This is a genomic window from Rhodoferax sp. GT1R46, assembly GCF_056521285.1.
This window is the reverse complement of record NZ_JBWMBC010000007.1, coordinates 113,980-138,501: the sequence shown is the minus strand read 5'-3', so window position 1 is coordinate 138,501 and position 24,522 is coordinate 113,980. Positions and strand designations below refer to the sequence as shown.

Below are 24,522 nucleotides of genomic sequence, written 5' to 3'. Positions count from 1 at the left end.
CCCTGGTTATTCAGACGTATTTTTCTGTTTGTCTCACGCGTTTTTCAGCGTTTTCAGGCTCGCGCCGGAGTAGTAACCCCGGAAGGGCCGTTGCAGCAGGGCATCGGCCACCATGGCCGCGTGCGGTGCGGCCCATTTCGGATTGCCTACTGCCGGCTGGGCCTGCTGCAAGGCAGCGCTGCCGAAATAGGCGCCAGAACCAACGCCAATATCGAGCCAGTCCACATCCAGCCACTTGTTGCTGTTTTCCCCATTGCCAACGCGTTCGTCAAAGCCAAAACGCGGCTCGGTCATTTGCTCTTCGAGGATGAAGAAATACTTTGCCATGTCGTCCGGGTTGATGGCAAAGCCCACATACGTGATGTCTTTGCCAAGATGGCCTTTCATCACCGGTGGAATCATCCGCTTGGGGTCCATCTGCCTGGGGTCGTCCACATCGGCAGCCACTGGCGGGCTGCTACCGCCCGGCCGGTTTTCATTGGCGTCAATGGGATAGCCGTAGACCGACAGGGTGGGGAAGCGCTCCAGCAACTGGCCCCTGATCAGCAGGACCAGCATCGGTGTGCTGCCGTGTTGCTGGCCCAGCGGGCTGTCGAGCCATTCATTGATGGGTGCAATGTCAGTGCCGCCGTTCAGTCGCTGCCAGAAATGCTGGAACGGGGTACCGCGCTGGTCCGTGGGAAAGCCCTGCCAGAGCAGTTCACGGCCCATTTCGTGGTTGGCTCCCACCATCAACGCCTCGACAAAACGCGGGTTGGTCTTGACGGCCATGATGAAATCCTCAGGCAGCACGCCAACCCCTGGCAGGAACACGTCAGGCGCCAGCACCTCGAGTTTGCGGGACAGGGGAAATGGAAGATGAGGGAAGGCCATCACGCGGTCAAAGGTGCGCGGAATCACGTAGCGCAGTTGTTCTGTAAACGCGCTTTTCAGGCTTGTGGAAATGAAGGTGTTGGACATGCCGGCTGACGTCCAGGCCACCGGCTGATCCCCAAGCGACAACGTGCTGGCCAGCCGCGCTGGCACGGTCTGGCCTGGGTCTACCCGCGTGCGGACCTGGCTTGCCGAGCTGGCCATTGCAAAATCCACTGCAATCACCGACTGCTCCTGCGGCAGCGCGCTCCATTGGTCCTGGTATCCCTTGAACGCTTCCGAATAGCGCTCCAGCACCGCGCGGTCTTTGATGGCCGGCGGCATGGTGATGGTAGGCAGCACTCGGACCGGGTCATCCGGGCGAAGGCCGGGCACCGCGTCGAAGCGGCCCGGAGCTGACACACCGATGCTGACCGCCTTGCCACCCTGGCCCAGCGTGTTCGCAGGCAGGCTGGTGAACACGGCGTCGTTGCCATAGAGGCGCAGCGCACGGATGGAGACAGCGCCCACGCTGCCAGTAGCGGTTGCGCGGGTGGCCCTCTCCACCGGCGCGCCCCGGCCGCCGCCCGTGACCAGCCTGCCAGCAAAGGGCTTCAGGTTGCCGCTGCGGCCATCGATCTTCAATGCCTGCGCGCTGACTTGATTCTCCAGTTGGCCGTCTTGCTGCACCGACAGCAACACGCCTTCCGAACCGCGCACGCTGGCGCCTTGAATGAGTTGCACAAAATTGCCGGCCAGCGGCGCACCCGCAGCGCGCTCCAGCTCGGCCAGCCGCAGCGCATGCGTCTCGGTAACAAGGCCGCGGTGCCAGACATCGCCTATGGCGGGCGGCTTGCGCACAGCGCCTTGCGCCTGGCCCCGCAGCGTGGCATTGTCGCGCTGAATCTGTCGGATCTCGCCGACCGGCAGACTGCCAGGCAGGCCCAGGTAGGGCATCAAATCAACCATCGCCGCCGCATCGTCCGGCAGTTTGATGTTGTCAAACGAGCGGCTGCCCAAAAAGCCATCCGGCACCACACGGTTGGGGTCAATCGCATCCAGGTTTTTGGTGACGTTGGCAAAGCGGTCCACCAAAGACGTCATCTGCTGTGTCATGCCAACTTGCGCCAAATCCCGCTCGCGCCATTGCGCCATGCGGAAGGTGGGTCTTCGCGCACTCGTCAGCCTGCGCATGGCCCCGCCAAAAATTTCGTCGGGCAGCGTGGCCGTGCCAATGCGCCCGAACAGGCTCTCCTCGGGCGCGACCTTGATGCGCGCTCGCGCCGGTGCCAGTACCGCCAAGAGCCGGGCCTCTGGCAGCTTGGCAAGGTGGCGCACTTCAATGCGTTTCAGGATGTCGCGCGACAGGCGCGACAGCGAAAACGCCCGCTCGGCCGCCAGCACATCACCCACCTGTTGCCACGCCGCCTGCATGAACTCGTCCTGGTTGCGGCGTACCAACTCAGCCCCCCAGCCGGCAGCGAGCCGGTAGCGCGGCTGCAGGCTCAGGCCGTCAAGCCAGTGCTTGTCTGCCTCACTGCCCACCACGACATGCCGCTTGGCCGGGTGCTCGCCGTAGATGGGTGGTGATAGCGTCGGGACGAGATCCGCTTTGGGCACGCCGCTCGTAGCGAGTGCCTGGCCGCTGTTGAGCATTGCTTCGAGCCCCGCGGCAAAGCCGCCGTCGGCCGGGCTCGGCTTGAAATCAAGCGACACCATCGCACCTTCGAAAATGGTGCGCCCCGGCGTTGTGCCAGTAAACAGGAGGTGATCACCATCCACTGCAATCACCTGCTCGCCGATATGCTGCAACTGCGCGCGCAATGCCACGTCGGCGGGCGAGTTGGACGCGTATTGGTCTGGCCGCTTCAGCCGCCGCGCCAGGGTTTCAATGTCACCTACCGGGCCGGTCGAAAACTCCCAGTGGAAGTACACCGGCAGTTCCATCTCGGTCGGCTGCGCGCTGTCCCACGCGGGGCCCAGGCTGGCAGACTGAACCGGCTGACCCAGACCCCGCAGCCGGCCTGCGTCAAAGGCTGGCACCACACAGGCCACATAGCTTTTGCGCTCTTCAAGGCGGCGTGGGCAGACCAGTCGCGAAATGTTGCGGGCGGGCGCTGCCTGCATCTCCCGCCCCAGGCCATCGGAATCCGCTTTGCCGCGTTCGGACACGGCCTGTGCATGCGCCCACAGCGACGATTCGGCCAAGTCGGGCAACTCGGTGGCTACGGCTGCCGCACTCAAGGTGATGGAAGGAAGTGGATGCCCGCTTTTGAGCGTGGGTGGCGAAACGATGCTGCGGTCCACCACGATCAATACCAGCCAGGGCCGCAGCGGTTTACCGGTGTCGGCCCTGGCAGGCGTCAGCATCCACGGAAAATCGGGCGGATCAAAATCAACAATGGCGAGGTAGTTGGGCTCGAAGTTCGTGATGCCGGGTTTGGGGTCGGTGCGCACCATCAGGCGTGGATCGATGCCGATCACATCACCCGGCGCGTACAGCGTCAGATCAATGTTGCCGGATACCGCCGCCACCCCATTGCCGTCCTGCTGGGCCTGAATCGTCAGGCCGATAGTCACCTTGGGCCGGGTGGCCAGCGGGGCACCCACCGCGTCGGCATTCTGATGCGAGCGTGCCAGCCCGCGCCGCACCCAGGGCATGAATCTGTAGGGAATGCTCATGCTGTCACCTCCGCCAGTTCTGCCACCTGGGTGGTCGCACGTGCCAGGTTGCTGGCAAACACCCGTGTCTGCTCGGCCTGCCAGACGCTGGTAAAGATTTGCGCGCCAGCCACCGGTGTCAATGCGGCTTTGTCAGCCACCACCACGGGGGCAGGGTTCACGCGCAGGGCGGTGGCCTGCGGCGGTTGCATCAGCGCTCGGTCGCGCATTGGGGACAGGCCAGCCGCCCCAAAGGCCAGCAGCGGGCCGTGCATGGCGTCCAGATAAAGCTCGTCACCCTTTCGCCGTGATTTTTTGTCCACCCGGTCCGCACCAAGATCCGCCTCTTCATAGTTCAGAGTTTCTTCGAATATCTCTCCCAACTCGTAGGCATCGTCCTGCATCTCATACCCTGCCGGGAACGACTCGAACGACGGCTTGGCCATCTTGTCATCCTGCGACATCTCCAAAAACTGGGCGGCAGCAAAAAAGTCGGTCCGCGTCGTCAGCAGCTTGGGTGCAGGTGCAGCATCACCCTGCGTTAACTTCAGCGCAGCGTTACGGAATTCGTTGGCACCGGTAATTTTGCTGCCGCTGGCCTTGGCCATGCGCAGTTCCAGCGGTACCAGCTTTTGCTGGAACAACAGGCTGCCCAGCGGATGCGCCAGCACTGCGGTGCCGGGCTGAATGTCGGCCAGGCTCAGGTAGCTCTCGCCACCCTTGGGCAGTTGCGCACTCCAGTTGCCGGGCTTGTCAATTTCCTTTTTCAGCTCGGCCGCAATGTCCACCGTGATCTGCGGTGTGTCGCGGTCGGTACCCCAGGCCTCGTCAATGTTCAGCGAAAAATCCGGCAGCGGCCACGGCGTGTGCACTTTGGCGCGCCCGGCGATGTGCCAGCGCCCCGGGCCCGCCAGCAAGCCTTCGAGCCGGATTGACGCGAAATCGATGCCAAAGACTTCGATCGCCAGGTAAGCGAACAGGTCGATTTCAAAATAAAACCTGGGCACCAGGTAGCAGATGGCATCAAACCCGTAACCTCCTTCAATGCTGGCGATGCCAACGTCTGCCCACACCCGCAGCTCAGACCCGGCCTGGATGGTGGCTGACGTGACAGCAAAATAGCCTTTGAACGAGACGCCGATGATGCCAATGTCAAAGCTGGCCCCCACCCGGTCAAACGGCACCGGAATATCCGAAGGGATTTCCTTGAAGCGCGGGTGAAAACCGCCCGCACTGATCAGAAACATCGGGTTGTTTCCAAACTGCGCGCGAAACGCAAACTGCCCGGTGATGGTGATGAACGCCACGCGCGAGTTGACCAGCTTGGCATCAAAGGCGATGCGCAGCGGGTCAAACACCACCGAGCCGACGAAATCAAGCCGCAGGTAAAGAAGCGCGAGATTGGCCGATACAAGCGGTGGCAGCTGCACGATGGCCTGGCCCAGGATGACGAACTGGCTGGCTTCGATCAGCAGCCCCAGCCGCACAGTGACCAGGCTAGGCGTGCCCCAGCCGAGCTCCAGCATGGGCCCGATGACAAAGCCGCCGCGCTTGACCGGAAACAGCGTGCGCAGCGTGCTGATGATGCGCGGTGCATCGCCCACCGGGTTGGCCGGGAACAGAACCACGTCCAGCGAACCGTTGCCAATGCCTTGCGACAGCGCCGTCGGGCTGGCGGTGTGCTGCACACCAATCAGCCCACCCACACCGGTCAGGGTGAAACCAAACGACAGCTGAATGGCCGGGAACTGGCCAAAGATCAGCAGCAGCAGCGAGAAACCCGCCTCAGACTTCGTGTTCAAAATCGCGATGGCCTTGACGCCCACCGCCAGCATCTTCAATTCCAGCACGCCCGCATAGCCCTGCTCGTCCACGTTCAAATAGCCACCGCCCTTGACGATGCCCGCATCCAGCGCCAGGCCTATGCCGTTGGGCAGCTTGAAAGCGAAACCGAGCGGTGTGCCCGGGTTGTCAATGTTCAATTCCAGCAGCACGCCAAGGCGCTCCACTGACGCCTGGAACGGCCCCAACTCAACGCCAAATGAAGCGGAGAGCTCAACCTTCAATTTGAGAAAGCTGCCCGCGTCAGGTGACAGCCCAAAGGTGATGCCCTGCAGCTTGAACGGCCCGGTAGGCAGGGTGGGCACGGGCAGATTGGCCTTGAGCCCGGTGCCATTGACCAGCCGCAACTGGCCAAAGCGGTCAGCTTCGGCCTCAATGGCAAAGTCAAGCGAGATGCCGTCGCCCAGGATGGGTTTCAGAAAACCGTCGCTGGGTTTTAACGTTGCCTTGCCCTTGCGTGCAAAGAAACCCAGGCGAGGCTCGCCGTTGGCCAATCTCAAGGCGACTCCCAGCTCGCCAATAGAAAGCTTTGCACCCAGCGCATCGCTGCCAATGACCAGCGCACCGGCCGGGTTGCTGCGCGACAGGTTGAGGCCCACGTTGAAATTGCCGCTGACGCTGACCGCGCCCGGTGGCAGCACCGGCAGCAGCACGCTCACACCGGCGTCTGCCGTGAAGTCCACCGCGAAAGAATGGCCATCCTGCGGCACGTTGCGTTTTAGATTTAGCGCAAGCGCTGCCTTGATGGCGTTGGACGCGCCGATGTCAAATTCCAGCGTCGCACCCAGGCCCGGCGTTACAGGTAACGTCCACTTGGGTTTTCCCAAAAAGTCAGGCAACACCTGGGGCACGCCCCAGCCGCTGGCAGGTGCTGAAGATGGCGCGGTGAACGAACGGTCAATTGCGCTGCCAATCACCAGGCTGACAACCGCCAGCGCGGTCTGCACGTTTTCAACATCCTGCGGCGTGGTGGCGCCCATCAGGGTCGCCAGCTTGGCGGCTTCGCGCCCTGCCGCGGGGTTGGCACTGGCATCGCCACTCAGCATCAGCAGCATCTTCGCGATGCTGAAGGCGCTGGGCAGGTGGCTGTTGGGCTGCGAGTGTGTGAGCCGCTCGATCTGGCGCATGACCGGGCCAACCAGCACCAGTGCTGCGGCCGGATTGCCACCCGGTTGCAGTGCGGCCACAGCGTCTTTCAGAATATCAAGCGCCACCAGTGATTCGCCGATGACCTGAGACGCCTGTGCCAGCGATTGCCCATCGGCACCGCTGTCCTTGAAGTCTTCAATGTTGGGGTCGGCTGGCGGCGCTCCCGCGTTCAGCAAACCCAGCATTTGCCAGATCAGCGATTCCACCTGCGCCTGTTGTGCGGCAGGCATGTGGCTGGCGGCCAAGCCGCGCGCAATGGAGCCCTTGAACCACGAATAGGCTTGTAAGAAGACCTTGTCCGGCTTGGCCATGCAACCTCCCTGAGCCCGGGTCTTGCGGTGCACGCCGAGCCGGTTTTTGATTTGACGGTCGCAGATTTGGCGCCCTTTTTTTTTACCCGTCAATGAGTGGCGCACAGGGTGTTACAAATGTTTACCCTTTTAAGATGGAATCACACGAGCGCAATCCGCTAGTGAAACACGCGGTCACCAAGATAGCGCCCAGTAATAGTGATGCCAGCGCGTTCTTGGCGGCGGCACCCATTGGGCGATACCCCGCGCTGCTTCGCTTCGCAAACCTAACCAATTGGGTAATGGGCCAATACAAACGATTGAAATCAACACAAATAGTTGTTTGAAACCTAGATGGTTTTCGTCAACAGTTTTATTGACAACCAAATGCAAAAAGCCCGATTTCTCGGGCCTTTGTTCGTCTGTATCAACAAAACGGGGGAAACGTACTAATCAGAACGGAATGTCGTCATCCATGTCATCAAAGCCGCTGGCGGGCCGGGGCGCTGGGGCTTGCCGGGGTGCTGGCGCCGGGGCCGCAGCACGCGGTGCGGCAGCAGGTGCCATGCGCCGGGGTGGAGGTGCGCCGCCTTCATCGCCCTCGTTGCCGCCAGGGCCGCCCATGCCTTCGCGGCCACCGAGCAACTGCAGTTCGGTGGCGATGATGTCCACGGTGTTTTTCTCAATGCCAGCCTGGTCGGTGTACTTGCCGTATTTCAGGCGGCCTTCCACATAAATGGGGCGGCCTTTTCGCACGTATTCACCGGCAATTTCAGCCAGGCGGTCGTAAAAAGTGACGCGGTGCCACTCGGTGGTCTCAATGCTTTCGCCGGTGTTCTTGTCCTTGCGCCGGGTGCTGGTGGCCACACTGATGTTGGCCACGGCCTGACCCGAGGGCAGATAGCGGATTTCGGGGTCGCGGCCACAATTGCCGACCAGAATGACTTTATTGACGGATGCCATGGTGTACTCCAGATGTGTCAAGGGACAATGCTTTTTGTCCCTCAGTTAAAGCAAGTTAACAGTTTTCCCATCCCATTTGGGCATGTGAGTTGGTGCCCAATATACCAGCGCATCCGCTGTGCCCAGAATTGCACTGGCCCCATAGCGAAACGATCCGGATGCACAGGCTCAAACGGGGGCCCGTTCAGACTTTGAATAGAAGCCGATTGAGCAAGCGTCGGCGGCGGCAAGCGCTTGATGGTCCACGGTGCCGCTCTTCTCGGTCCACCCCGGCGCTTGAAAGAGGCCAATCTTCGGGTGCTGAACAGATTTTCCCAATGACATCCCAGGGCGTACCACTTTCAGACGTTCCGTGGCCGCAGACCGAGCCATTCGGCGCCGACCACCGCATCTGGAGTCTTGGTACCCCAAGGCATACGGAGCCAACAGGCAGTGAGTCTGTCGACCACACTGCGGTCAAACGCAAGGTCCTGCGCGGAAACGCTTTGCGCGTGGTCGCTATACCAGCCAGACCAGAAGGCTATCGTGTCAGGGGCGGCGCACTGCCAAGTCATTGAGCAACACTACCCCAACGCGGGCAATGGTCGGGCAGCCATCGGGCTTGACCGCATGTTGCGTATTCATTTCATCCAGCACTGGTTCAAATGTGAAAGGTATCAATTCCATTCAAATATGATAAAATATGAACATATAAACTAAAAATTAAATGTTTAGCCATGGCCATAAGCTATCACCAACCCTCGGTCAATGCGCTTTTTGACGCCATGCCCTTGCCCATGCTGACTTTTGGAGTCACGGGCCAGGTCACTTATGCCAACAAATCGGCCAAGGTGCATCCAGGCCGCCCGGTGGAATCGATGGGCGGAAAGCCGGTGATCAAGTCGCTGGCAACTGCCATCAATATGGGCAAGGTCAAACTGCCTTACGCCGTGGAAGTGGAACTGGCAGACGGCGCCCGCGTCAAGGGGCAATTCATGGCTGGCCTGTCGGGGCTGGATATTGCTTTTGTTTTCAATGCGGAATCCGTGGACAGCGCGTCGCCCCACATTGATCTGGGCGACATCATTGCACTGTTGCGCGACGAAATCGGCCCACCCTTACACCGCCTTTCCAATATGCTGGGCAGCCTGCCGGAAAGCCCCAAGGGCAGCAAACTGGAAGCAGCCGCCGATGAATTGAACGAGCGGCTGCGACGCCTTGCCGACCTGATCGCGGTCTTTGGCGATGAGGTTCTGCTCACTGGAGACCGTATTGATATAGCCGCACTGGTCAAGTCGGTTTGCGACGAACTCACGCCACGCGCTTTAACGAGAAAAGTGCACTTTGTTGTCAACGAACCCGGCCAGACACTACCTCCCATTTATGGCAATGCCAAAATCATCCGACGTGCGTTCTACGAATGCTTTGACAATGCCGTGACGCACTCACGCCGTGAAGTGAGCAGCAAGCAGGACCTAGCAGTCAATGTCACCTACATGCTCACGGGCGCGCATGTGTTGATCAGCGTTCGCAACCTCGGAGCGATTCCGGAGGAAATAAAGGGCGTGGAAACCCGCGATTTATTCACAAGGACCAGTGCATTGGGCCCTGCCGAATCCAATGGGCGATTGGGCTTGCCGCTGGTGCAACGCATCGTCGGCTTGCATGGCGGCAATATGCGGATGACGGCCGTCGGTGATGACGAGGTACGGGTGCTGATGGAGTTCCCGACTGGCGCGCCACAACGCGGGCATACCCAACTGGATATTGCACAGGCCCAGCGCTATGCCGCCGATCTTGCCAAGCTCATGTCACATCGTAAAAAGGAAGCCGTATGACACACAACGCCTTGATAGTTGACGATCAACCCGACATTCGCAAACTAATTCGAATGACAATGGAGTGCGGAGATTTTAATTTGCATGAAGCGGACAACGGGGAAGACGCTTGGCGCGTGGCCCAAAATCTGCGCCCGGCAGTGATCTTGCTTGATGTGATGATGCCCGGCGGTATGGATGGCTACCAAGTGTGCGAAAAAATCAAGGCAGACCCCCTTTTGCATTCCCTGACTAAAGTGATTTTGCTCACTGCGAGGGGTCAGCGCACTGATATTGAACGGGGACAAACCGCAGGCTGTGATGCCTATCTGGTAAAGCCGTTCAGCCCGCTTGAGCTGCTCGATACAGTAGACCGACTGGTAGCACCGGCATGATGCAGCACCGCCGTCTGTTTTTACAAGGCGTTGGGGCGACCCTTGCCGCTGTTACTACGTTTCCCGCGCTTGGATCAAAACCGCTGCGGCTGGCAGTTGTACCGCAGCTCACACCCTTGGAGATGACGCGTTATTGGTCACCTTTGCTAACCGCACTCGCCAGGGCAGGCGTTACCTGCGAACTGGTGGTCTACCCGTCCATCGCCAAATTTGAACCAGAGTTTTTGAAAGGGCAGGCGGACCTGGTTTTTCTAAACCCTTACCACATGGTGATGGCCCGACGCGCGCATCGTTACGAGCCTCTGCTGCACGATGCCCGCCCACTGGAAGGCGTTTTGGTGGTGAAGAGCGATGGCCCGGTCAAAAGCCTAGAGCAACTGAAAGACCATCAAATTTCGTTTCCCGCCCCCAATGCCTTTGCGTCCAGCCTCTACATTCGTGCAATGCTGGAACGTCAACACCACTTGGCGTTTGATGCCCACTATGCAGAGAATCACCGCAATGCGATACGCCAGGTTCTCGCGGGTGACTCGGCCGCCGCAGGTGTTGTGCGAACCACCCTGGAGAAAGAGCCGCAAGATGTTCAGCAGCATTTGCGGGTGATCTACACCACACCGCCGCTCGCCCCCCATCCCATTGCCGTGCATCCCCGGGTGCCCATGGCCGTTCGAAAGCAGATTACGGACGCTTTGCTGGCACTGGCCCAGGACCCCGCCACCAAGGGGCTGATGGCAGGAATTCAGATGCCCAACCCTGTTACAGCCAACTATGCACGCGACTACGCTCCATTTGAACGCCTGAACATCGAAAAATTCGTGGTAACGGAATAGGATAAGCCCAGCAACACCATGCTTAAGTTGATAGCAATACGTGACAATGTTCGCAGCCGGATGCGCCCACCCTACAACCTAAGTACGACCATTCTGGTTGCTGCCACGGTCGTATTGGCTGTGCTTGGAGGCATTTACAGTTTATTGGCCTACGAGCGTCTGGGGCGGGAGACCTTGGGCTCTGCACAGCGTTGGTCTGACTCAGTGGCACAGCTGGTGGCAGGAAGTACGACCGCTGCGGTAATCCTGAATGACATTGCGGCTGTAGAGTCCAATCTGCAGCAGGTTGCTTTGCTTCCTGGCATTTCCAACATCGCCATTTTTCGCCCGGACGGGCGGGCACTGGTCGAAGTCATGCAGACGGGGGAATCTCTTGCGTCCGAAGTGGGAGGTCGGTCACGCATTTCGCCGCCAAACCCTACAGCCAACCACATACCCGGTAGGGTTCTGGGCGACATGTATGAATCATGGTCGGTAGTGAATGCCGGAACCCCGAAGGCACTCGCGTGGGTCCGGGTGCAATTCAGCCTAGGGCAGCGCGCACAAGAACTCAACCGCTTGTGGCTTCAATCCCTGATCGCGACATTGATACTGGTGACAACGGTGCTGGCAAGCCTGTATGTCATCCTCGCACGGGCACTGCGCCCGATTCGCGACCTAACGCAGTTTGCACAGGGTATACCCCAAAACATTGGTAAGCAGTTTTATACGCCCCCCACCTGTGTGGAGGCCAATAACTTGAGCCAAGCTTTGAACCAGGCCAGCCTGGGCATTGCTGAGCAGGTGACGCGGGTACAGGCCATTGTCAACACTGCTGGCGAGGCCATCATTGGCCTGGATCACCTGGGCATGGTAACCATGGCCAACCCGGCTGCCAGTAGCATTTTTGGCAGACCAAAAGTGGGATTGCTGGGCCAAGCACTGGATGGCTGTGTTCCCGGCCTCAACAGTGCAGCGTTGCGCGACATGTTTGGCGACGGCTTTGGTGAGTATGGCCCAAGACGTATGGTGCGGTATGACCTGTTTGGCACACGCGCCGACGGTACGCTGTTTCCAGTCGAGATATCACTGGGAGAGGTTCAGGGTGTGAGCGACCTGCGTTACACCTGCATAGTGCGGGACGTAACCGATGAACGGGCCGCGCAAGAGACCACGGAACTGTATGAACGCGCACTGGCGTGCAGCCACAACGCCGTGTTCATCACCAATGCAAAGATTGCAACGCAACCCATTGTTTATATTAACGAAGCATTTCAGAAAATCACCCAGCTGCCTGCACACAAAGTGCTGGGCAGCAGCATGGACATACTGCGCGGCATAGATGCACAGGACCCCGGCGTAAGAGAGCTGACTCTTGCCGTCCGCGAACAGCGCACCGCCAATGTCACATTGCACCAAGTTCTGCCCGACGGCAACAGGCTGATTGCGGAGGTTTCGCTCTCCCCCGTTCTGTCATCCAGTGGTGTCTTGACCCACTTTGTGGGCATCGTCTCGGATGTGACTTCGCGGGTTCAAGCTGAAGAGGCCATGGCGAAACGGCGCGCCCAACTGGACGCCATTTTCAGCCTGAGCCCCGACGGATTTGTGCTGTTTGATACCAGTGACCGCATGGTATTTGCAAACCCGGCGTTTGAAACCATGACCGGGCTGAGATGGGTAGGCAACAGCCCGCCCATTACTCTTGAAATCTTTGAGAGGGTGCTTGGCGAACTGTGCGACAACAATATGCAGTTGCCACCCATTGACACCCATGCCAGCGAAAGTGAGCAATGGAAAGCCAGGCTGCATTTGACGCGACCACAATCACGGGTGGTAGAGGCGCAATTGCGGCGCAACATTGCCGAACGCAGCGAGACGATTCTGTACTTCCGCGATGTCACCCACGAAGATGCGGTAGACCGAATGAAGAGCGAGTTTCTGGCCGCTGCTGCACATGAGTTGCGCACACCCATGGTGAGCATCTTTGGCTTTACTGAGCTGTTGCTGCATCGCAAATTCTCAGACGAACGCCGCACAGACATGTTGCAGACCATTCACCGCCAATCGGGCCTTCTGGTGAAGATGATCAACGAACTACTTGACCTCGCCCGAATTGAATCACGAGGTGGGCTGGACATGCAAATAGCTGCACACCCGCTTAGTGACCTGATCGACAACAGCGTCAAAGGATTGATGCGTGCCGACACTGATCGCCAAGTAAACGTGGATGAAATGCCCGCGGTTACTGTATTGATTGACCCCGAAAAAATGCAATTGGCAATGAACAATTTGCTGAGCAATGCTTTCAAATATTCGCCAGAGGGCGGCATCGTTTCGCTAAAAGTTCGCGTTGAGTACACGGGTAACGAGCCGTTTGCCGTCATTGAAATTCGCGATCAAGGCATTGGCATGTCGCCTGAGCAGGTCGCCAGAGCGTTTGAGCGTTTTTTCCGCGCTGACGCATCTGGAAATATTCCCGGTACGGGTTTGGGTCTGAGTCTTGTCAAAGAAGTGGCTGAACTCCACAAAGGACGAGTGGAACTGTCGAGCGAACTCGGCGTAGGTACTGTGGCCAGATTGTGGATACCCGTTGCAAAAGATGAAATGGTTTAATATGATAAAATTTGGCATTATTTATTAATGCTATCGCCATATGACAGCAGTCATAACAACGTGCGAAGTCTTATCCATGCAAAAAATTCTGATTGTTGATGATCAGCCCTTAATCCGGCGCCTGCTATCAATCACACTTGGCCGGGATTACGAAATTGTTGAAGCGGGCGACGGAGCCAGTGCGCTTGATGCAATCCGCATCCACAAACCGCGCGCTGTTTTGCTGGACATCATGATGCCCGGAGAGATTGATGGCATACAGGTGCTCAAAATCATCAAAGCCGACCCCGAGCTCACTGGTATTTTTGTTGCCATGTTGACGGCTCGCGGCCAGGCGGACGATTTCAGGCTGGGGCAGGAAAGTGGTGCGGACGCCTACTTCATAAAACCCTTCAGTCCTCTCCAAATTGAGACTTGGCTAAAGGCAAAGTTGGTGTGAACACGCTCGAACTCCAACTGGAGCAATACGCCCAGGACTTTCAGGAGCTCGCTAGACGACACTCCGCGCTGGATTTACGCCATGAAAACCTGAAGGCATCTCACGCACGATTCGTTGCGGCGCGGGAAGTGCTGGCCAGTCAGACGTCGACTTTCAATGCACCATGCCTGGCAATTGACCAGCGAGGGGAGATCCTGCTTGCGACCAACAGCGCACGTGCCATGTTTATGCGAAATGGCGATCTTTCACCGCAGATCCAAAATATCGTCGCCCCATTTCATTTGACGCATCTGGAGACGATGCTCAGAAACATGGCAACCAACTGCATTGAGTTACTGTCGGGCTCGACAGAATTTTTCCTTTGCAAAGGCGGTGACCTCACTTCCGCTTGCCTGTTTTCAGTCCATTTCATTTGTTTGCCTGCTGGTGACAGTACCGTCATGTACTGGATCATGCGCGACCTGACTTCGCAGGCGCCGTCCGATAGTGATACCGACCGAATGGCCAATCTGGTCAAAAACCTGCACCAGGGTGCCGCGGTCCTCGGCCTCGACGGGGAAATTCTGGCAATCGATGCGTACTTCATGGGTCTTACTGGAGTTGGTATCGCCGACGTCACAAGGTCCACGCACTCAATACTTCAGTCAGCGACCGGCCAACCGGTATTCACCAGCGAACTGTATGCCGAACTCAAGTCCACCGGAAGCTGGCGCGGATCAGTAACTACCAGCACAAAGAAAGGACGACCACTGCATCAGTGGATGACCGTATCTGCGGTCAGTGACCGTTCGCTGTTAACAGTTGCCTACGTAGCGATATTCTCGGACCGGGAGAACATGCGTAAAGCTGAGCGCTTCATTCTCGCCAACGTCGACCACGATCCAGAGACCGGGTTGCCAAATCCTGAATTATTTCACGCGCTGGTAAGCAATAAGATCGCATCCGCATGGCGCGGTGGCCTGCGCGTGACCGTGCTATCTATTGCCTTGGACAGGCTCAAATGGCTGCGTGAAACCGAAGACTCCAGCGTGAGTCAGGCCCTATTGCTGATTGCAAGCGAACGCCTGCAGGTGGCCACACGGGGGTGCGACAAGATCGCACAGTCAGGTGACGGTCATTTTCTTGCCCTTTTGACCGGGGTCCGCAATGGCACAGAGCTGGGCGCAATAACCGAACGGATAGTTCGCGCGCTGTCTGAGCCGTATGTTGCAGGTAAACAAAAACTACTGACCAGCTGCAGCATAGGCTGTGCGATGTTTCCGCAAGATGGTGTGGACGCGGCAGATCTTATCTCTCATGCGGAGTCTGCAATGAAACGTGTACAGAAAGATGGTGGCGGGCGATTTTTGAGATACGACCCGCCCGACATAGCAGGTGAATCAACATGAAACAAGCATATCCACCGGATGTAGCCGACCGTGAGCGCGCGGCGATTGGTGGCGTCGCCACCACCAAGCACAAAGCACTTACCCTTATTGGAATATTGACGCTGTTGCTGTTAAGTGCGGTATGGGGATCGGTCTATTTGCAGTTGGCTAACATTCGGTCGCAGCAACAGACCGAGACCGAACGCACTTTAGCCAACCTGACCAGGGTAAACGAAGAGCACGCACTACGGACTTTTCGTGCTGCAGATCAGGCACTGAAATTCATGGTGGTCCGTTATTTAGCGGATGGCGACAAACTTGATCTCAAAGGAATGGTTGACCAAGGCATCATTGATGGCAGCCTGTTTGCTCAGCTGGGCATCATTGACGCTCGGGGCATATTCAAATTGAGCAATGTCCCCTTCCCGCCCCATCTGGATCTATCGGACCGTGAACATTTCAAGGTTCACACGACTGCCGACTCCAACTCACTCTTCATATCAAAGCCTGTATTGGGGCGCGCTTCAGGCAAGTGGTCCATTCAGCTTACGCGCCGCATCAACCAAATCGATGGTACTTTTTTGGGTGTTGCCGTGGCCTCCATCAGCTTGGACTATTTCACCGATTTCTACATCGATTTAGACCTGCCAGGGAGGAGCCTCGCGACCATGGTCGGGCTTGATGGAGTGAGCCGGGTTCAAGTCGTCGATGACCGTGCCATTTATGGCTTGGTCAATGACACGACACCGGTTTTAAAACTCATTCATGAGGGCAAGCTGAGTGGCTCCTTTACGAATCGATCAGCATCTGATGACATTGATCGCCTGTATTCCTACGCAAAGATCACGGGCTATCCCGTCTTTGTCAGCACAGGCGTTTCGACTGCTTCGATCCTGCAATTGTCCAAGACCAGTCGCGACGCGCTGGTGCTACAAGCGGGCGTGCTCAGTCTGCTACTAGTCATCCTGGGTGGTGCGATTTTCTACCATACCAGGTTGCTGCAAAGTGAGATATTGAGACGTCAGGAAATTGAAGATGCGCTACGTTCCAGCGAGGATCTCTGGCGTGTTGCCATTGATGGATCTAACGACGGCATTTGGAATTGGAGGCACGACACGGGGCTTGTTGAGGCCTCTCCCCGGATGTCCGATATGCTTGGTTATGGGACCGGGGTCACGACAATCACCCCAAGAGAGTGGACATCGATTGTTCACCCCGCGGATCTGGGTGACGCCTTGGCTCAGTTGAGAGATCATCTGGAGAAAAAAACCGAATTTTATCGGGCGGAGCTCCGCTTTCTCTGCGAGGATGGCACTTACAAGTGGATGCTGATTCGGGGTCGCGCCCGGCATGACAGCTCTGGCGTGGTTATTCGAATGGCCGGCTCTGCAACCGACATTTCTGAACAGCGGTTCCTCCAAGCACAGATGCAGGATCGCACCTTCCAACTTGACACCATTTTTTCGCTCAGTCCGGATGCCTTTGTTTCATTCGACCGGACTATGCGGGTCAAGTACATCAATCCCGCGTTCCAGCATCTGACCGGATTGAGCATCGCCGACGTCAATGGTCTGCAGGAGGAAACGTTCGTAGCAAAAATGAACGCGCTATGTGCACCAAGCACCCAACTTCGAGGAATGCAGACACTACGCGAGACTTCGATGACCGAGTCAGAAACCAATCCAGTCCTGATTGACCTGACAAGTGGCGTTCGCCGCGTATTGCAAGTTAATCTGAAAACAAGTGACTCCACCTCCGTTTCTCAAATCCTGTACCTGCGGGATGTAACACACGCGTTCATTGTCGAAGAAATGAAATCCGAGTTTCTCGCCACAGCAGCGCATGAGCTGCGCACACCCATGGCGAGCATCCTTGGCTTTTCCGAATTGCTGGTCCACAACAAGTTCACAGACGAGCAACGACAGGAATTTATGGGCATCATCCATGCACAGTCCACACTCATGGCAAAAATTCTCAACGAGTTGCTGGATTTGGCGCGGATCGAAGCACGCGGGGCTAAAGATTTCGCCCTCGAATCCGTGAATCTCCGAACACTAGTAGAAGAAATCGTTTCCGGTTTCAGCCTTCCAACCGGTCGAAGTTCGCCAATTGTCATGGTTCCGGATACGTTCGTTCACGCCGACCGGGCAAAAGCCGCCCAAGCCATTCTCAACGTACTTGCAAACGCCTACAAATACGCCCCTTCTGGCGGTGAAACGCTTATTTCTTTGGCGCCGAATTCTGACGACCGCACTGGTGCGCTTGCCGGTATCGTTATCAGGGATCACGGTATCGGTATGGAACCAGACCATCTCACGCAGGTCTTTGAGCGCTTTTACCGCGCCGACAAGTCAGGCCGCTTCTCCGGGACTGGTCTTGGCATGAGCATCGTCAAGGAAATTATGGATCTGCACCAGGGCGCTGTTTTGATCGACAGCACTGCCGGGGTGGGAACCGCCGTCACCCTATTGTTTCCAATCGACTAATTTCTATGGATTTGTTTCTCCCACTCAAGCCCCGCGTATTGATTTTGAACGCTCGGGTTCCGAACCTTGTGCTCGCGTCCTCCCGCCTCCTCACGATCTGTGATGCAGCCTGGGCCGGCGATGAAACCCACCTAATGGAGCTTGCAGGCAGAGAAAATAAACCAGACCTCATTTTGCTGGACACCAGCGAGGGTGGCTGCGATGGACTGACTGTCTGCACGGCCTTGAAATCCAATTTAAACACGTCGAACATACCGGTTATATTTTTTGGTGGCCCCGGCTCTGACGTCGAGAAAATTCACGCCTACGAAGTGGGTGCCATCGACTACATTCAGCAACCAGTGAATGTTGATCTCTTCTTTGCCAAACTGAAAGTGCAGCTGCGCCACAAGTCCAATACAGACTTTGTTGAGATGATCAATGACCAGCTCGAAATCGCGGTAGCCAGACGAACTGAAGAAATTCTCGCCGTTCAGGACGCCACCATTTTGGCTATGACCAGTCTGGCCCAGACTCGCGACTCGGAAACAGGCAGCCATATCCGTCGCACCCAACACTACGTTCTGGCTCTCAGCGGAAAACTTCAGAGCCATCCACGTTTTTCCGGCTTTTTGACCGAACACAACATCAATTTGCTATTCAAATCGTCACCGCTGCACGATATTGGAAAGGTTGGAATTCCTGATCGCATTTTGCTGAAGCCGGGTCGCTTCGACGCTGCTGAAATGGAGATCATGAAAACGCACACCACCTTGGGGCGTGATGCCATTGAACAGGTGGAAAACATGATGGGTTGCAAGCTGGAGTTTCTGACGATGGCCAAGGAAATAGCCTATTGCCACCAGGAGAAATGGGATGGATCAGGATATCCACAAGGGCTGATCGGTGATGCCATTCCGATATCCGCGCGCTTGATGGCACTGGCTGATGTTTACGATGCCATTATCAGCCGCCGTGTCTACAAAGAAGGCATGTCCCATGAAACAGCTGTTGACATCATCCTCGCCGGAAAGGGACAGCACTTTGATCCAGATATCGTTGATGCTTTTGTTTCAATCATTGATCAGTTCAAAGATATAGCGGAACGCTTCGCAGACTCTGACACCGAAATGAAGAAGAAAGTCGAATACCTCGAACTGGCCTGAGGGACCCAAAGCAACCTAGGTGAAGGCTATAAAAACCGCCAACTGCGCTAGCGGTGCGGCAGCGCCAAGGTTGTCGGTGTCAGCTCAACGTCTTCTGGTCTGACTGGATCTGGGTGCTCGTTCAGATAGATGATGAGTGTCCCTCGACGCAACAGCACATAGTCGACCGTCGCGCTTTCCCCTGCGCATACCACTCTGGTTCCGCGGTGGTACAGCGGTACATGCCAGACCATCGGGCTATGAACCGACTGACCAGTAACGCTGCAACTCTTGCAAAGGAATATCCACGCTCCCGGAACAAACTTTCAAGTCAGTCCGGTCACAGGTCATTTTTTTTGATGTTTGACTTGAGGGCCACCTGTTCGGCGATTTGCATCAATGCATTGAACGGGACAGGCTTGGGCAATACCTGAATATCCGGAGCCAAGGTGCCGCGCTTCCGGACTTCCGCAGCATCCATTCCGGTCACCACCACAATAACCATGTCGCTTAACTCGGGGACGCTGCGGATAGTCTCAATCATTCGAAAGCCATCCATGCCCGGAAGGTTCAAATCAACAATCAGTAAATCCGGTTTTGTGTTCCCCAGGAGGATCAAAGCCTCATAGCCATCTCCCGCCGTGGTAACTGCGGGGCGCATTGACCAGAGGGCTAAATTGAGTTCATAAAGTTTGCGCAGGTTGGTATCGTCTTCAACCACCAGAATACGGAAAGAACGCGGCGTTGACGCATCGGTCACGACGACCTCAGATGCGGAACTATTTGCGCCCAAAGGGGCCGGAGCCGCCGCGCTTGGGTTGAGTAGCAAGCGCTCGATGGATTGACGGGTAATACGCCGGTGGCCGCCACTGGTTTTCCAGGCTTCCAGCAAACCACTTTCTGCCCACAATTGAACAGTGCGTTGCGCTACGCCCAAAATTTTTGCCGCCTCCAGCGTAGTACAAAACGTTTTTAAAACTTTTTTTCGAGAATCCATGGTCTTGATTTTTTCGCCACTTACAGGCAGTTTGACGCGGTCGTTGGACCTCCCTCACTAACCGGCATTTATATACCAATTACTATCGTATTTTATCATTTTACAGTAGGCAGATGCACCACCACCGTGCCGAGCACTGAATCGTGGTCAGCGGATCCGCCAGGGAGACCGAAGGCGACAAGACCTTTCTTCTGTCTGACAACGGGTACCCCTTCATTCCTTTGGGTACCGCCCATCACTCGGCCCTTGATGCGACCGGCGACACGCCCGCCACGACCGGTGCGCGCATGGGCCATGCCACCACCAGCCAGGCCAGCATGGCGACGGTGCCAAACGCAAAAACGCCTTGCGGCCCTACGTTCTTGACCAGCAAACCGCCCACTACGCCACCCGTGAACAACCCTAGCGACTGCAGGCTGTTGTAAACCCCCAGCGCCGAGCCACGGGCGCTTGCCGGTGCGATGCGCGAGGCCATGCTGGGCTGGCTGGCCTCCAGCACATTGAATCCACAGAAAAATGCAAACAGCAACAAGGCCAGCAGCGTGACCGACGAGGCGCCCGGCGCAACCAGAAGCAAGCCCAGTTGCACCAGACCAATCAAGCCCACTGCACTCAGGAACACGGCGCGCAAATAGCCGCGTTTTTCCAGCGGAAACAAGGTGGCACCCATCACAAAGAAGGAAGCCAGCACGGCGGGTAGATAGACCCACCAGTGGTGGTCTTTGTCCAGCCCGGCGTGGACCAGCATGGCGGGCAAGGCAATCCACATGGCGAGTTGCACCGCATGCAGCACAAAAACACCAAAATACAGCCGCAGCAGCGCCGGGTGGCGCAGCACGGCGACCAAACCCCGGGCCAGACTGCCCGGTGCGGGCACCACATGCTCCAGCGGCTCCGCAGGCACCCACCACAGCACCACCGCGATGCCTGCCAATGCCAGCATGCCGGTCAAGGCAAACAGACCCCTCAGGCCGACCACCGCGTTCAGTAGCGGTGACAGCACCAGGGAGACGGCAAACACCAACCCGATACTCGCGCCCACCAAGGCCATGGCTTTGGTTCGCACCGCATCACGGGTCTGGTCCGCCAACAAGGCGGTGACGGCGGCCGATATGGCGCCGGCGCCTTGCAATGCACGGCCTGCCACCAGCCAGGCCAGCGTGGGTGCTAGCGCCGCCATGGCGCTGCCTGCAGCAAAGATCAACAGCCCGATCACCATCACGCGCTTGCGACCAAACCGGTCCGAAGCCACACCAAAGGGGATTTGCAGAATGCCCTGGGTCAGCCCATAAATGCCCATGGCCAGTCCGATCAGAGCCGGATCATCCCCGCCGGGGTATTTTCTGGCCTCCAGTGAAAACACTGGCATGACAACAAACAGACCCAGCATGCGCAGGGCGAAGATCAGGGCCAGAGAAGCGGCTGAGCGGCGCTCCTGCCCGGTCATGACCGTGGAACCAGGGGAAGGTGAATGGGATGGTGAGGGCAAGGCTTTACTCGTGGACTTGAATTGCAGCGAATTGCGCCGTTCGGTACGGCCAGAACCAAGCTATTGTCCCCCATCTGCGCGGCGGAACTGCCCGGCGATGCGCCCCGGCACCCGGCATTCACTATCATGGTGGGTTTCTCTCAACCGGCCACAACCTTGAATTCTTCTCCAGACGGCACGTCCCTCACCCATGATCCCGATGCCAAGTACCTTGCCCGGGTCTTGCAGCAGCAAAACATCAGCGTGCGGGGTGCGCGCACCCACAACCTGAAGAATATCGATCTGGATATTCCCCGTAACCAGCTGGTCGTCATCACCGGCCTGAGTGGCTCCGGCAAGTCCAGCCTGGCGTTTGACACTCTGTATGCCGAGGGCCAGCGCCGCTACGTCGAGAGCCTGTCGACCTACGCGCGCCAGTTTTTGCAGCTGATGGACAAACCCGATGTGGACGTGATTGAAGGCCTGTCGCCGGCCATCTCCATCGAGCAAAAAGCCACCAGCCACAACCCGCGCTCCACCGTGGGCACGGTGACCGAGATTCACGACTACCTGCGCCTGCTGTTTGCGCGCGCCGGCACGCCCTATTGCCCCGAGCATGGCTTGCCACTGCAGGCGCAAACCGTGAGCCAGATGGTGGACGCCGTGCTGGCCCTGCCGCTGGAGACCCGGCTGATGATTCTGGCGCCCATCGCCCGGGAAAAAAAAGGCGAGTTTCTGGATGTGTTTGCGGACATGCAGGCCCAAGGCTATGTGCGCTTTCGGGTCAACGGTGTGGCCTATGAGTTTGACGATCTGCCCAAGCTGAAAAAGACCGAGAAGCACGACATTGACGTGGTGATTGACCGCATCAAGGTGCGCCCCGAAATGCAGCAGCGCCTGGCGGAAAGTTTTGAAGCCGCCTTGCGCCTGGCCAATGGCCGCGCCATTGCGATGGAAATGGACAACAGCAGCGATGTCAAAAATGATAGCGCCTCACGCAGTGAAAACGGGGGCTACAGCCCGAAAGAGCACTTATTCAACGCCAAATTTTCGTGCCCGGTGTGCAGCTACTCGATTAGCGAGCTGGAGCCCCGCCTGTTCTCCTTCAACTCGCCCATGGGCGCCTGCACCAGCTGCGACGGCTTGGGCGTTCAGGAGTTTTTTGACCCGGCACGGGTGGTGGCATTCCCCAGCCTGAGCCTGGCCAGCGGCGCGATCAAGGGTTGGGACCGGCGCAATGGCTACTATTTCTCCATGCTGGAGAGCCTTGCGAAGCATTACAAGTTCGACATTGAGCAGGCATTCGACTCACTGCCCGAGGCAGTCCAACAGGCCATTTTGCAGGGCTCAGGTGAAGAAGAAATCAAGTTCAGCTACGTGGTGGACTCCGGTGCTTCGCAAGGCAAGAAGCTGAGCAAGAAGCACCCGTTTGAGGGCATCATCCCCAACATGGCGCGGCGTTACCGCGAGACCGACTCTGCCCTGGTGCGTGAAGACCTGGCGCGCCTGCGCAGCACCCAGCACTGCCCGGCCTGCGATGGCTCACGCCTGCGGCTCGAAGCGCGCCATGTCAAGATTGGCGAAGGCGACCAGGCCCGCGCCATTTACGAGATCAGCCGCTCCACCCTGCGTGAGAGCTACGCCTACTTCCAGACCCTGACGATGCACGGCGCCAAGGGCGATATCGCATCCAAGGTGGTGCGTGAGATTGGCCTGCGCCTGAAATTTTTGAATGACGTGGGCCTGAACTACCTGAGCCTGGACCGCAGCGCCGAGACCCTGAGCGGCGGCGAGTCGCAACGCATCCGTCTGGCCAGCCAGATTGGATCGGGCCTGACCGGGGTGATGTATGTGCTGGACGAGCCCAGCATCGGCCTGCACCAACGCGACAACGACCGCCTGATCGAAACACTGAAACACCTGCGCGACATTGGCAACAGTGTGCTGGTGGTGGAGCACGACGAAGACATGATGCGCGCCGCCGACCACATCATTGACATGGGCCTCGGTGCGGGCATCCACGGCGGGCGCGTCATTGCGCAGGGCAACTTTGAGCAGGTCAAGGCCAACACCGAATCGCTGACCGGCCAGTACCTGGCACATACGCTGCAAATTGCAGTGCCCACGCACCGCACACCCTGGCTGCCCACGGTGCACGGCAGCAGCTACAAGGGCCCGGACAAAGACAAACCGCAGCGCTACGCACCCAGCGCCGCTGCCGAACGCCGCGCCGCGCGCGAAGCCCACCACCAGGCCACGCTGGGCGACCTGCAGGCGCTGCGCGTGGTGGGCGCCACCGGCCACAACCTCAAAAACGTGAGTGTGGACTTCCCGGTGGGCCTGTTCACCTGCGTGACCGGTGTGTCGGGCTCCGGCAAATCCACCCTGGTCAACGACACCCTGTATGCCGCCGTGGCGCGCACCATCTACCGTGCCCACGACGAACCCGCACCGCACCAAGCCATTGAAGGCATTGAGCATTTCGACAAGGTCATCAACGTCGACCAGTCGCCCATTGGCCGCACCCCACGCAGCAATCCGGCGACCTACACCGGCCTGTTCACCCCGATTCGCGAGCTGATGGCCGAAGTGCCCATGGCGCGCGAACGCGGCTATGGCCCGGGGCGTTTCAGTTTCAACGTGGCCGGTGGCCGCTGCGAGGCCTGCCAGGGCGACGGCATGGTGAAGGTGGAGATGCACTTCTTGCCCGATGTGTATGTCCCCTGCGACGTGTGCGCAGGCATGCGTTACAACCGCGAAACGCTGGAAGTGCTCTACAAGGGCAAGAACATTGCGCAGATTTTGAGCCTGACCGTGGAGGCCGCTTTTGACTTTTTGAAAGCGGTGCCCACCATCTCGCGCAAGCTGCAAACCCTGCTGGATGTGGGCCTCTCCTACATCAAGCTGGGGCAAGCCGCGACGACCCTTTCAGGCGGCGAAGCACAGCGCGTGAAACTGGCGCTGGAGCTGAGCAAACGCGACACGGGCCGCACACTCTACATTCTGGATGAGCCCACGACGGGCCTGCACTTTGCCGACATCGATTTGTTGCTCAAAGTGCTGCACCAGTTGCGCGATGCGGGCAACACGATTGTGGTGATTGAGCACAACCTGGACGTCATCAAGACCGCCGACTGGCTGATTGACATGGGGCCTGAAGGTGGTTCCGGTGGCGGCACGGTACTGGGCGTGGGCACGCCCGAGGACATTGCGGCGAACCCGGACAGCCACACCGGAAAATACCTGCAACGACTGCTCTGAAAGGCCGCGG

14 protein-coding genes and 2 pseudogenes are annotated in these 24,522 nt (G+C 58.0%); 11 read left to right on the top strand and 5 right to left on the bottom strand.

Going from position 1 to position 24,522, the window contains the following annotated elements; all coding sequences use genetic code 11:
- Positions 1–33: 33 nt before the first annotated feature.
- From AC097W_RS15585 to ssb, 3 genes are all read right to left on the bottom strand, one after another.
- The gene (locus AC097W_RS15585) at positions 34–3,534 is read right to left on the bottom strand and encodes a hypothetical protein (RefSeq protein WP_479603536.1); all 3,501 of its coding nucleotides are present in this window, start codon (positions 3,532–3,534) and stop codon (positions 34–36) included.
- A complete protein-coding gene (locus AC097W_RS15580; protein ID WP_479603535.1) occupies positions 3,531–6,815 on the bottom strand; it encodes a DUF6603 domain-containing protein in 3,285 nt (1,094 codons plus the stop codon). The genes AC097W_RS15585 and AC097W_RS15580 overlap by 4 nt, the downstream gene beginning before the upstream one ends.
- A 432-nt stretch (positions 6,816–7,247) precedes the next feature.
- Positions 7,248–7,757 (bottom strand): single-stranded DNA-binding protein, encoded by a 510-nt coding sequence (gene ssb, locus AC097W_RS15575; RefSeq protein WP_479603534.1) that lies wholly within the window; start codon positions 7,755–7,757, stop codon positions 7,248–7,250.
- Positions 7,758–8,300: 543 nt separating this feature from the next.
- Between ssb and AC097W_RS15570 the strand changes: the two are divergent.
- The 9 genes and pseudogenes from AC097W_RS15570 to AC097W_RS15530 all read left to right on the top strand — a co-directional run.
- A pseudogene (locus AC097W_RS15570) lies at positions 8,301–8,399 on the top strand (IS5/IS1182 family transposase); the annotation flags it as partial.
- A gap of 74 nt (positions 8,400–8,473) precedes the next feature.
- On the top strand, positions 8,474–9,574 hold the full coding sequence (locus AC097W_RS15565) for a sensor histidine kinase (protein ID WP_479603533.1): 1,101 nt from the start codon (positions 8,474–8,476) through the stop codon (positions 9,572–9,574).
- The gene (locus AC097W_RS15560) at positions 9,571–9,948 is read left to right on the top strand and encodes a response regulator transcription factor (RefSeq protein WP_479603532.1); all 378 of its coding nucleotides are present in this window, start codon (positions 9,571–9,573) and stop codon (positions 9,946–9,948) included. Before AC097W_RS15565 ends, AC097W_RS15560 begins: the two co-directional genes overlap by 4 nt.
- On the top strand, positions 9,945–10,778 hold the full coding sequence (locus AC097W_RS15555; RefSeq protein WP_479603531.1) for a phosphate/phosphite/phosphonate ABC transporter substrate-binding protein: 834 nt from the start codon (positions 9,945–9,947) through the stop codon (positions 10,776–10,778). Before AC097W_RS15560 ends, AC097W_RS15555 begins: the two co-directional genes overlap by 4 nt.
- An 18-nt stretch (positions 10,779–10,796) precedes the next feature.
- Positions 10,797–13,370: a PAS domain S-box protein gene (locus AC097W_RS15550; protein ID WP_479603530.1), complete on the top strand. Its 2,574-nt coding sequence runs from the start codon at positions 10,797–10,799 to the stop codon at positions 13,368–13,370.
- A 76-nt stretch (positions 13,371–13,446) separates the two neighbouring features.
- Positions 13,447–13,809, top strand: coding sequence for a response regulator transcription factor (locus tag AC097W_RS15545; RefSeq protein WP_479603529.1), 363 nt, complete (start codon positions 13,447–13,449; stop codon positions 13,807–13,809).
- Positions 13,806–15,197 carry a diguanylate cyclase domain-containing protein gene (locus AC097W_RS15540; protein WP_479603528.1) on the top strand — a complete coding sequence of 464 codons (1,392 nt, stop codon included), beginning with the start codon at positions 13,806–13,808 and terminating at the stop codon, positions 15,195–15,197. The genes AC097W_RS15545 and AC097W_RS15540 overlap by 4 nt, the downstream gene beginning before the upstream one ends.
- On the top strand, positions 15,194–17,662 hold the full coding sequence (locus AC097W_RS15535) for an ATP-binding protein (RefSeq protein ID WP_479603527.1): 2,469 nt from the start codon (positions 15,194–15,196) through the stop codon (positions 17,660–17,662). The genes AC097W_RS15540 and AC097W_RS15535 overlap by 4 nt, the downstream gene beginning before the upstream one ends.
- A 5-nt stretch (positions 17,663–17,667) precedes the next feature.
- Positions 17,668–18,807, top strand: coding sequence for an HD domain-containing phosphohydrolase (locus tag AC097W_RS15530; RefSeq protein WP_479603526.1), 1,140 nt, complete (start codon positions 17,668–17,670; stop codon positions 18,805–18,807).
- A 319-nt stretch (positions 18,808–19,126) separates the two neighbouring features.
- Here AC097W_RS15530 and AC097W_RS15525 read toward each other — a convergent pair whose 3' ends face one another.
- Positions 19,127–19,783, bottom strand: a complete 657-nt coding sequence (locus AC097W_RS15525) for a response regulator (RefSeq protein WP_479603525.1) — start codon at positions 19,781–19,783, stop codon at positions 19,127–19,129.
- 104 nt (positions 19,784–19,887) lie between these two features.
- On the opposite strand from AC097W_RS15525, the pseudogene AC097W_RS15520 reads away from it, so the two are divergent.
- Positions 19,888–20,052 (top strand): annotated as a pseudogene (locus tag AC097W_RS15520) (mannose-1-phosphate guanylyltransferase/mannose-6-phosphate isomerase); the annotation flags it as partial.
- On the opposite strand, the gene AC097W_RS15515 reads toward AC097W_RS15520, so the two are convergent.
- On the bottom strand, positions 20,019–21,230 hold the full coding sequence (locus AC097W_RS15515; RefSeq protein WP_479603651.1) for an MFS transporter: 1,212 nt from the start codon (positions 21,228–21,230) through the stop codon (positions 20,019–20,021). The pseudogene AC097W_RS15520 and the gene AC097W_RS15515 overlap by 34 nt on opposite strands.
- A 168-nt stretch (positions 21,231–21,398) precedes the next feature.
- On the opposite strand from AC097W_RS15515, the gene uvrA reads away from it, so the two are divergent.
- Positions 21,399–24,512, top strand: a complete 3,114-nt coding sequence (uvrA, locus tag AC097W_RS15510; protein ID WP_479603650.1) for an excinuclease ABC subunit UvrA — start codon at positions 21,399–21,401, stop codon at positions 24,510–24,512.
- The last annotated feature ends 10 nt before the right edge of the window (positions 24,513–24,522 follow it).

What these genes read in the sequence shown, in the direction of transcription:
- ssb (WP_479603534.1), bottom strand. Translation starts at nt 7,757, where the DNA reads ATGGCATCCGTCAATAAAGTCATTCTGGTCGGCAATTGTGGCCGCGAC.
- AC097W_RS15525 (WP_479603525.1), bottom strand. Translation starts at nt 19,783, where the DNA reads ATGGATTCTCGAAAAAAAGTTTTAAAAACGTTTTGTACTACGCTGGAG.
- uvrA (WP_479603650.1), top strand. Translation starts at nt 21,399, where the DNA reads ATGGTGGGTTTCTCTCAACCGGCCACAACCTTGAATTCTTCTCCAGAC.
- AC097W_RS15560 (WP_479603532.1), top strand. Translation starts at nt 9,571, where the DNA reads ATGACACACAACGCCTTGATAGTTGACGATCAACCCGACATTCGCAAA.
- AC097W_RS15580 (WP_479603535.1), bottom strand. Translation starts at nt 6,815, where the DNA reads ATGGCCAAGCCGGACAAGGTCTTCTTACAAGCCTATTCGTGGTTCAAG.
- AC097W_RS15585 (WP_479603536.1), bottom strand. Translation starts at nt 3,534, where the DNA reads ATGAGCATTCCCTACAGATTCATGCCCTGGGTGCGGCGCGGGCTGGCA.
- AC097W_RS15545 (WP_479603529.1), top strand. Translation starts at nt 13,447, where the DNA reads ATGCAAAAAATTCTGATTGTTGATGATCAGCCCTTAATCCGGCGCCTG.
- AC097W_RS15555 (WP_479603531.1), top strand. Translation starts at nt 9,945, where the DNA reads ATGATGCAGCACCGCCGTCTGTTTTTACAAGGCGTTGGGGCGACCCTT.
- AC097W_RS15530 (WP_479603526.1), top strand. Translation starts at nt 17,668, where the DNA reads ATGGATTTGTTTCTCCCACTCAAGCCCCGCGTATTGATTTTGAACGCT.
- AC097W_RS15565 (WP_479603533.1), top strand. Translation starts at nt 8,474, where the DNA reads ATGGCCATAAGCTATCACCAACCCTCGGTCAATGCGCTTTTTGACGCC.
- AC097W_RS15550 (WP_479603530.1), top strand. Translation starts at nt 10,797, where the DNA reads ATGCTTAAGTTGATAGCAATACGTGACAATGTTCGCAGCCGGATGCGC.
- AC097W_RS15515 (WP_479603651.1), bottom strand. Translation starts at nt 21,230, where the DNA reads ATGACCGGGCAGGAGCGCCGCTCAGCCGCTTCTCTGGCCCTGATCTTC.
- AC097W_RS15535 (WP_479603527.1), top strand. Translation starts at nt 15,194, where the DNA reads ATGAAACAAGCATATCCACCGGATGTAGCCGACCGTGAGCGCGCGGCG.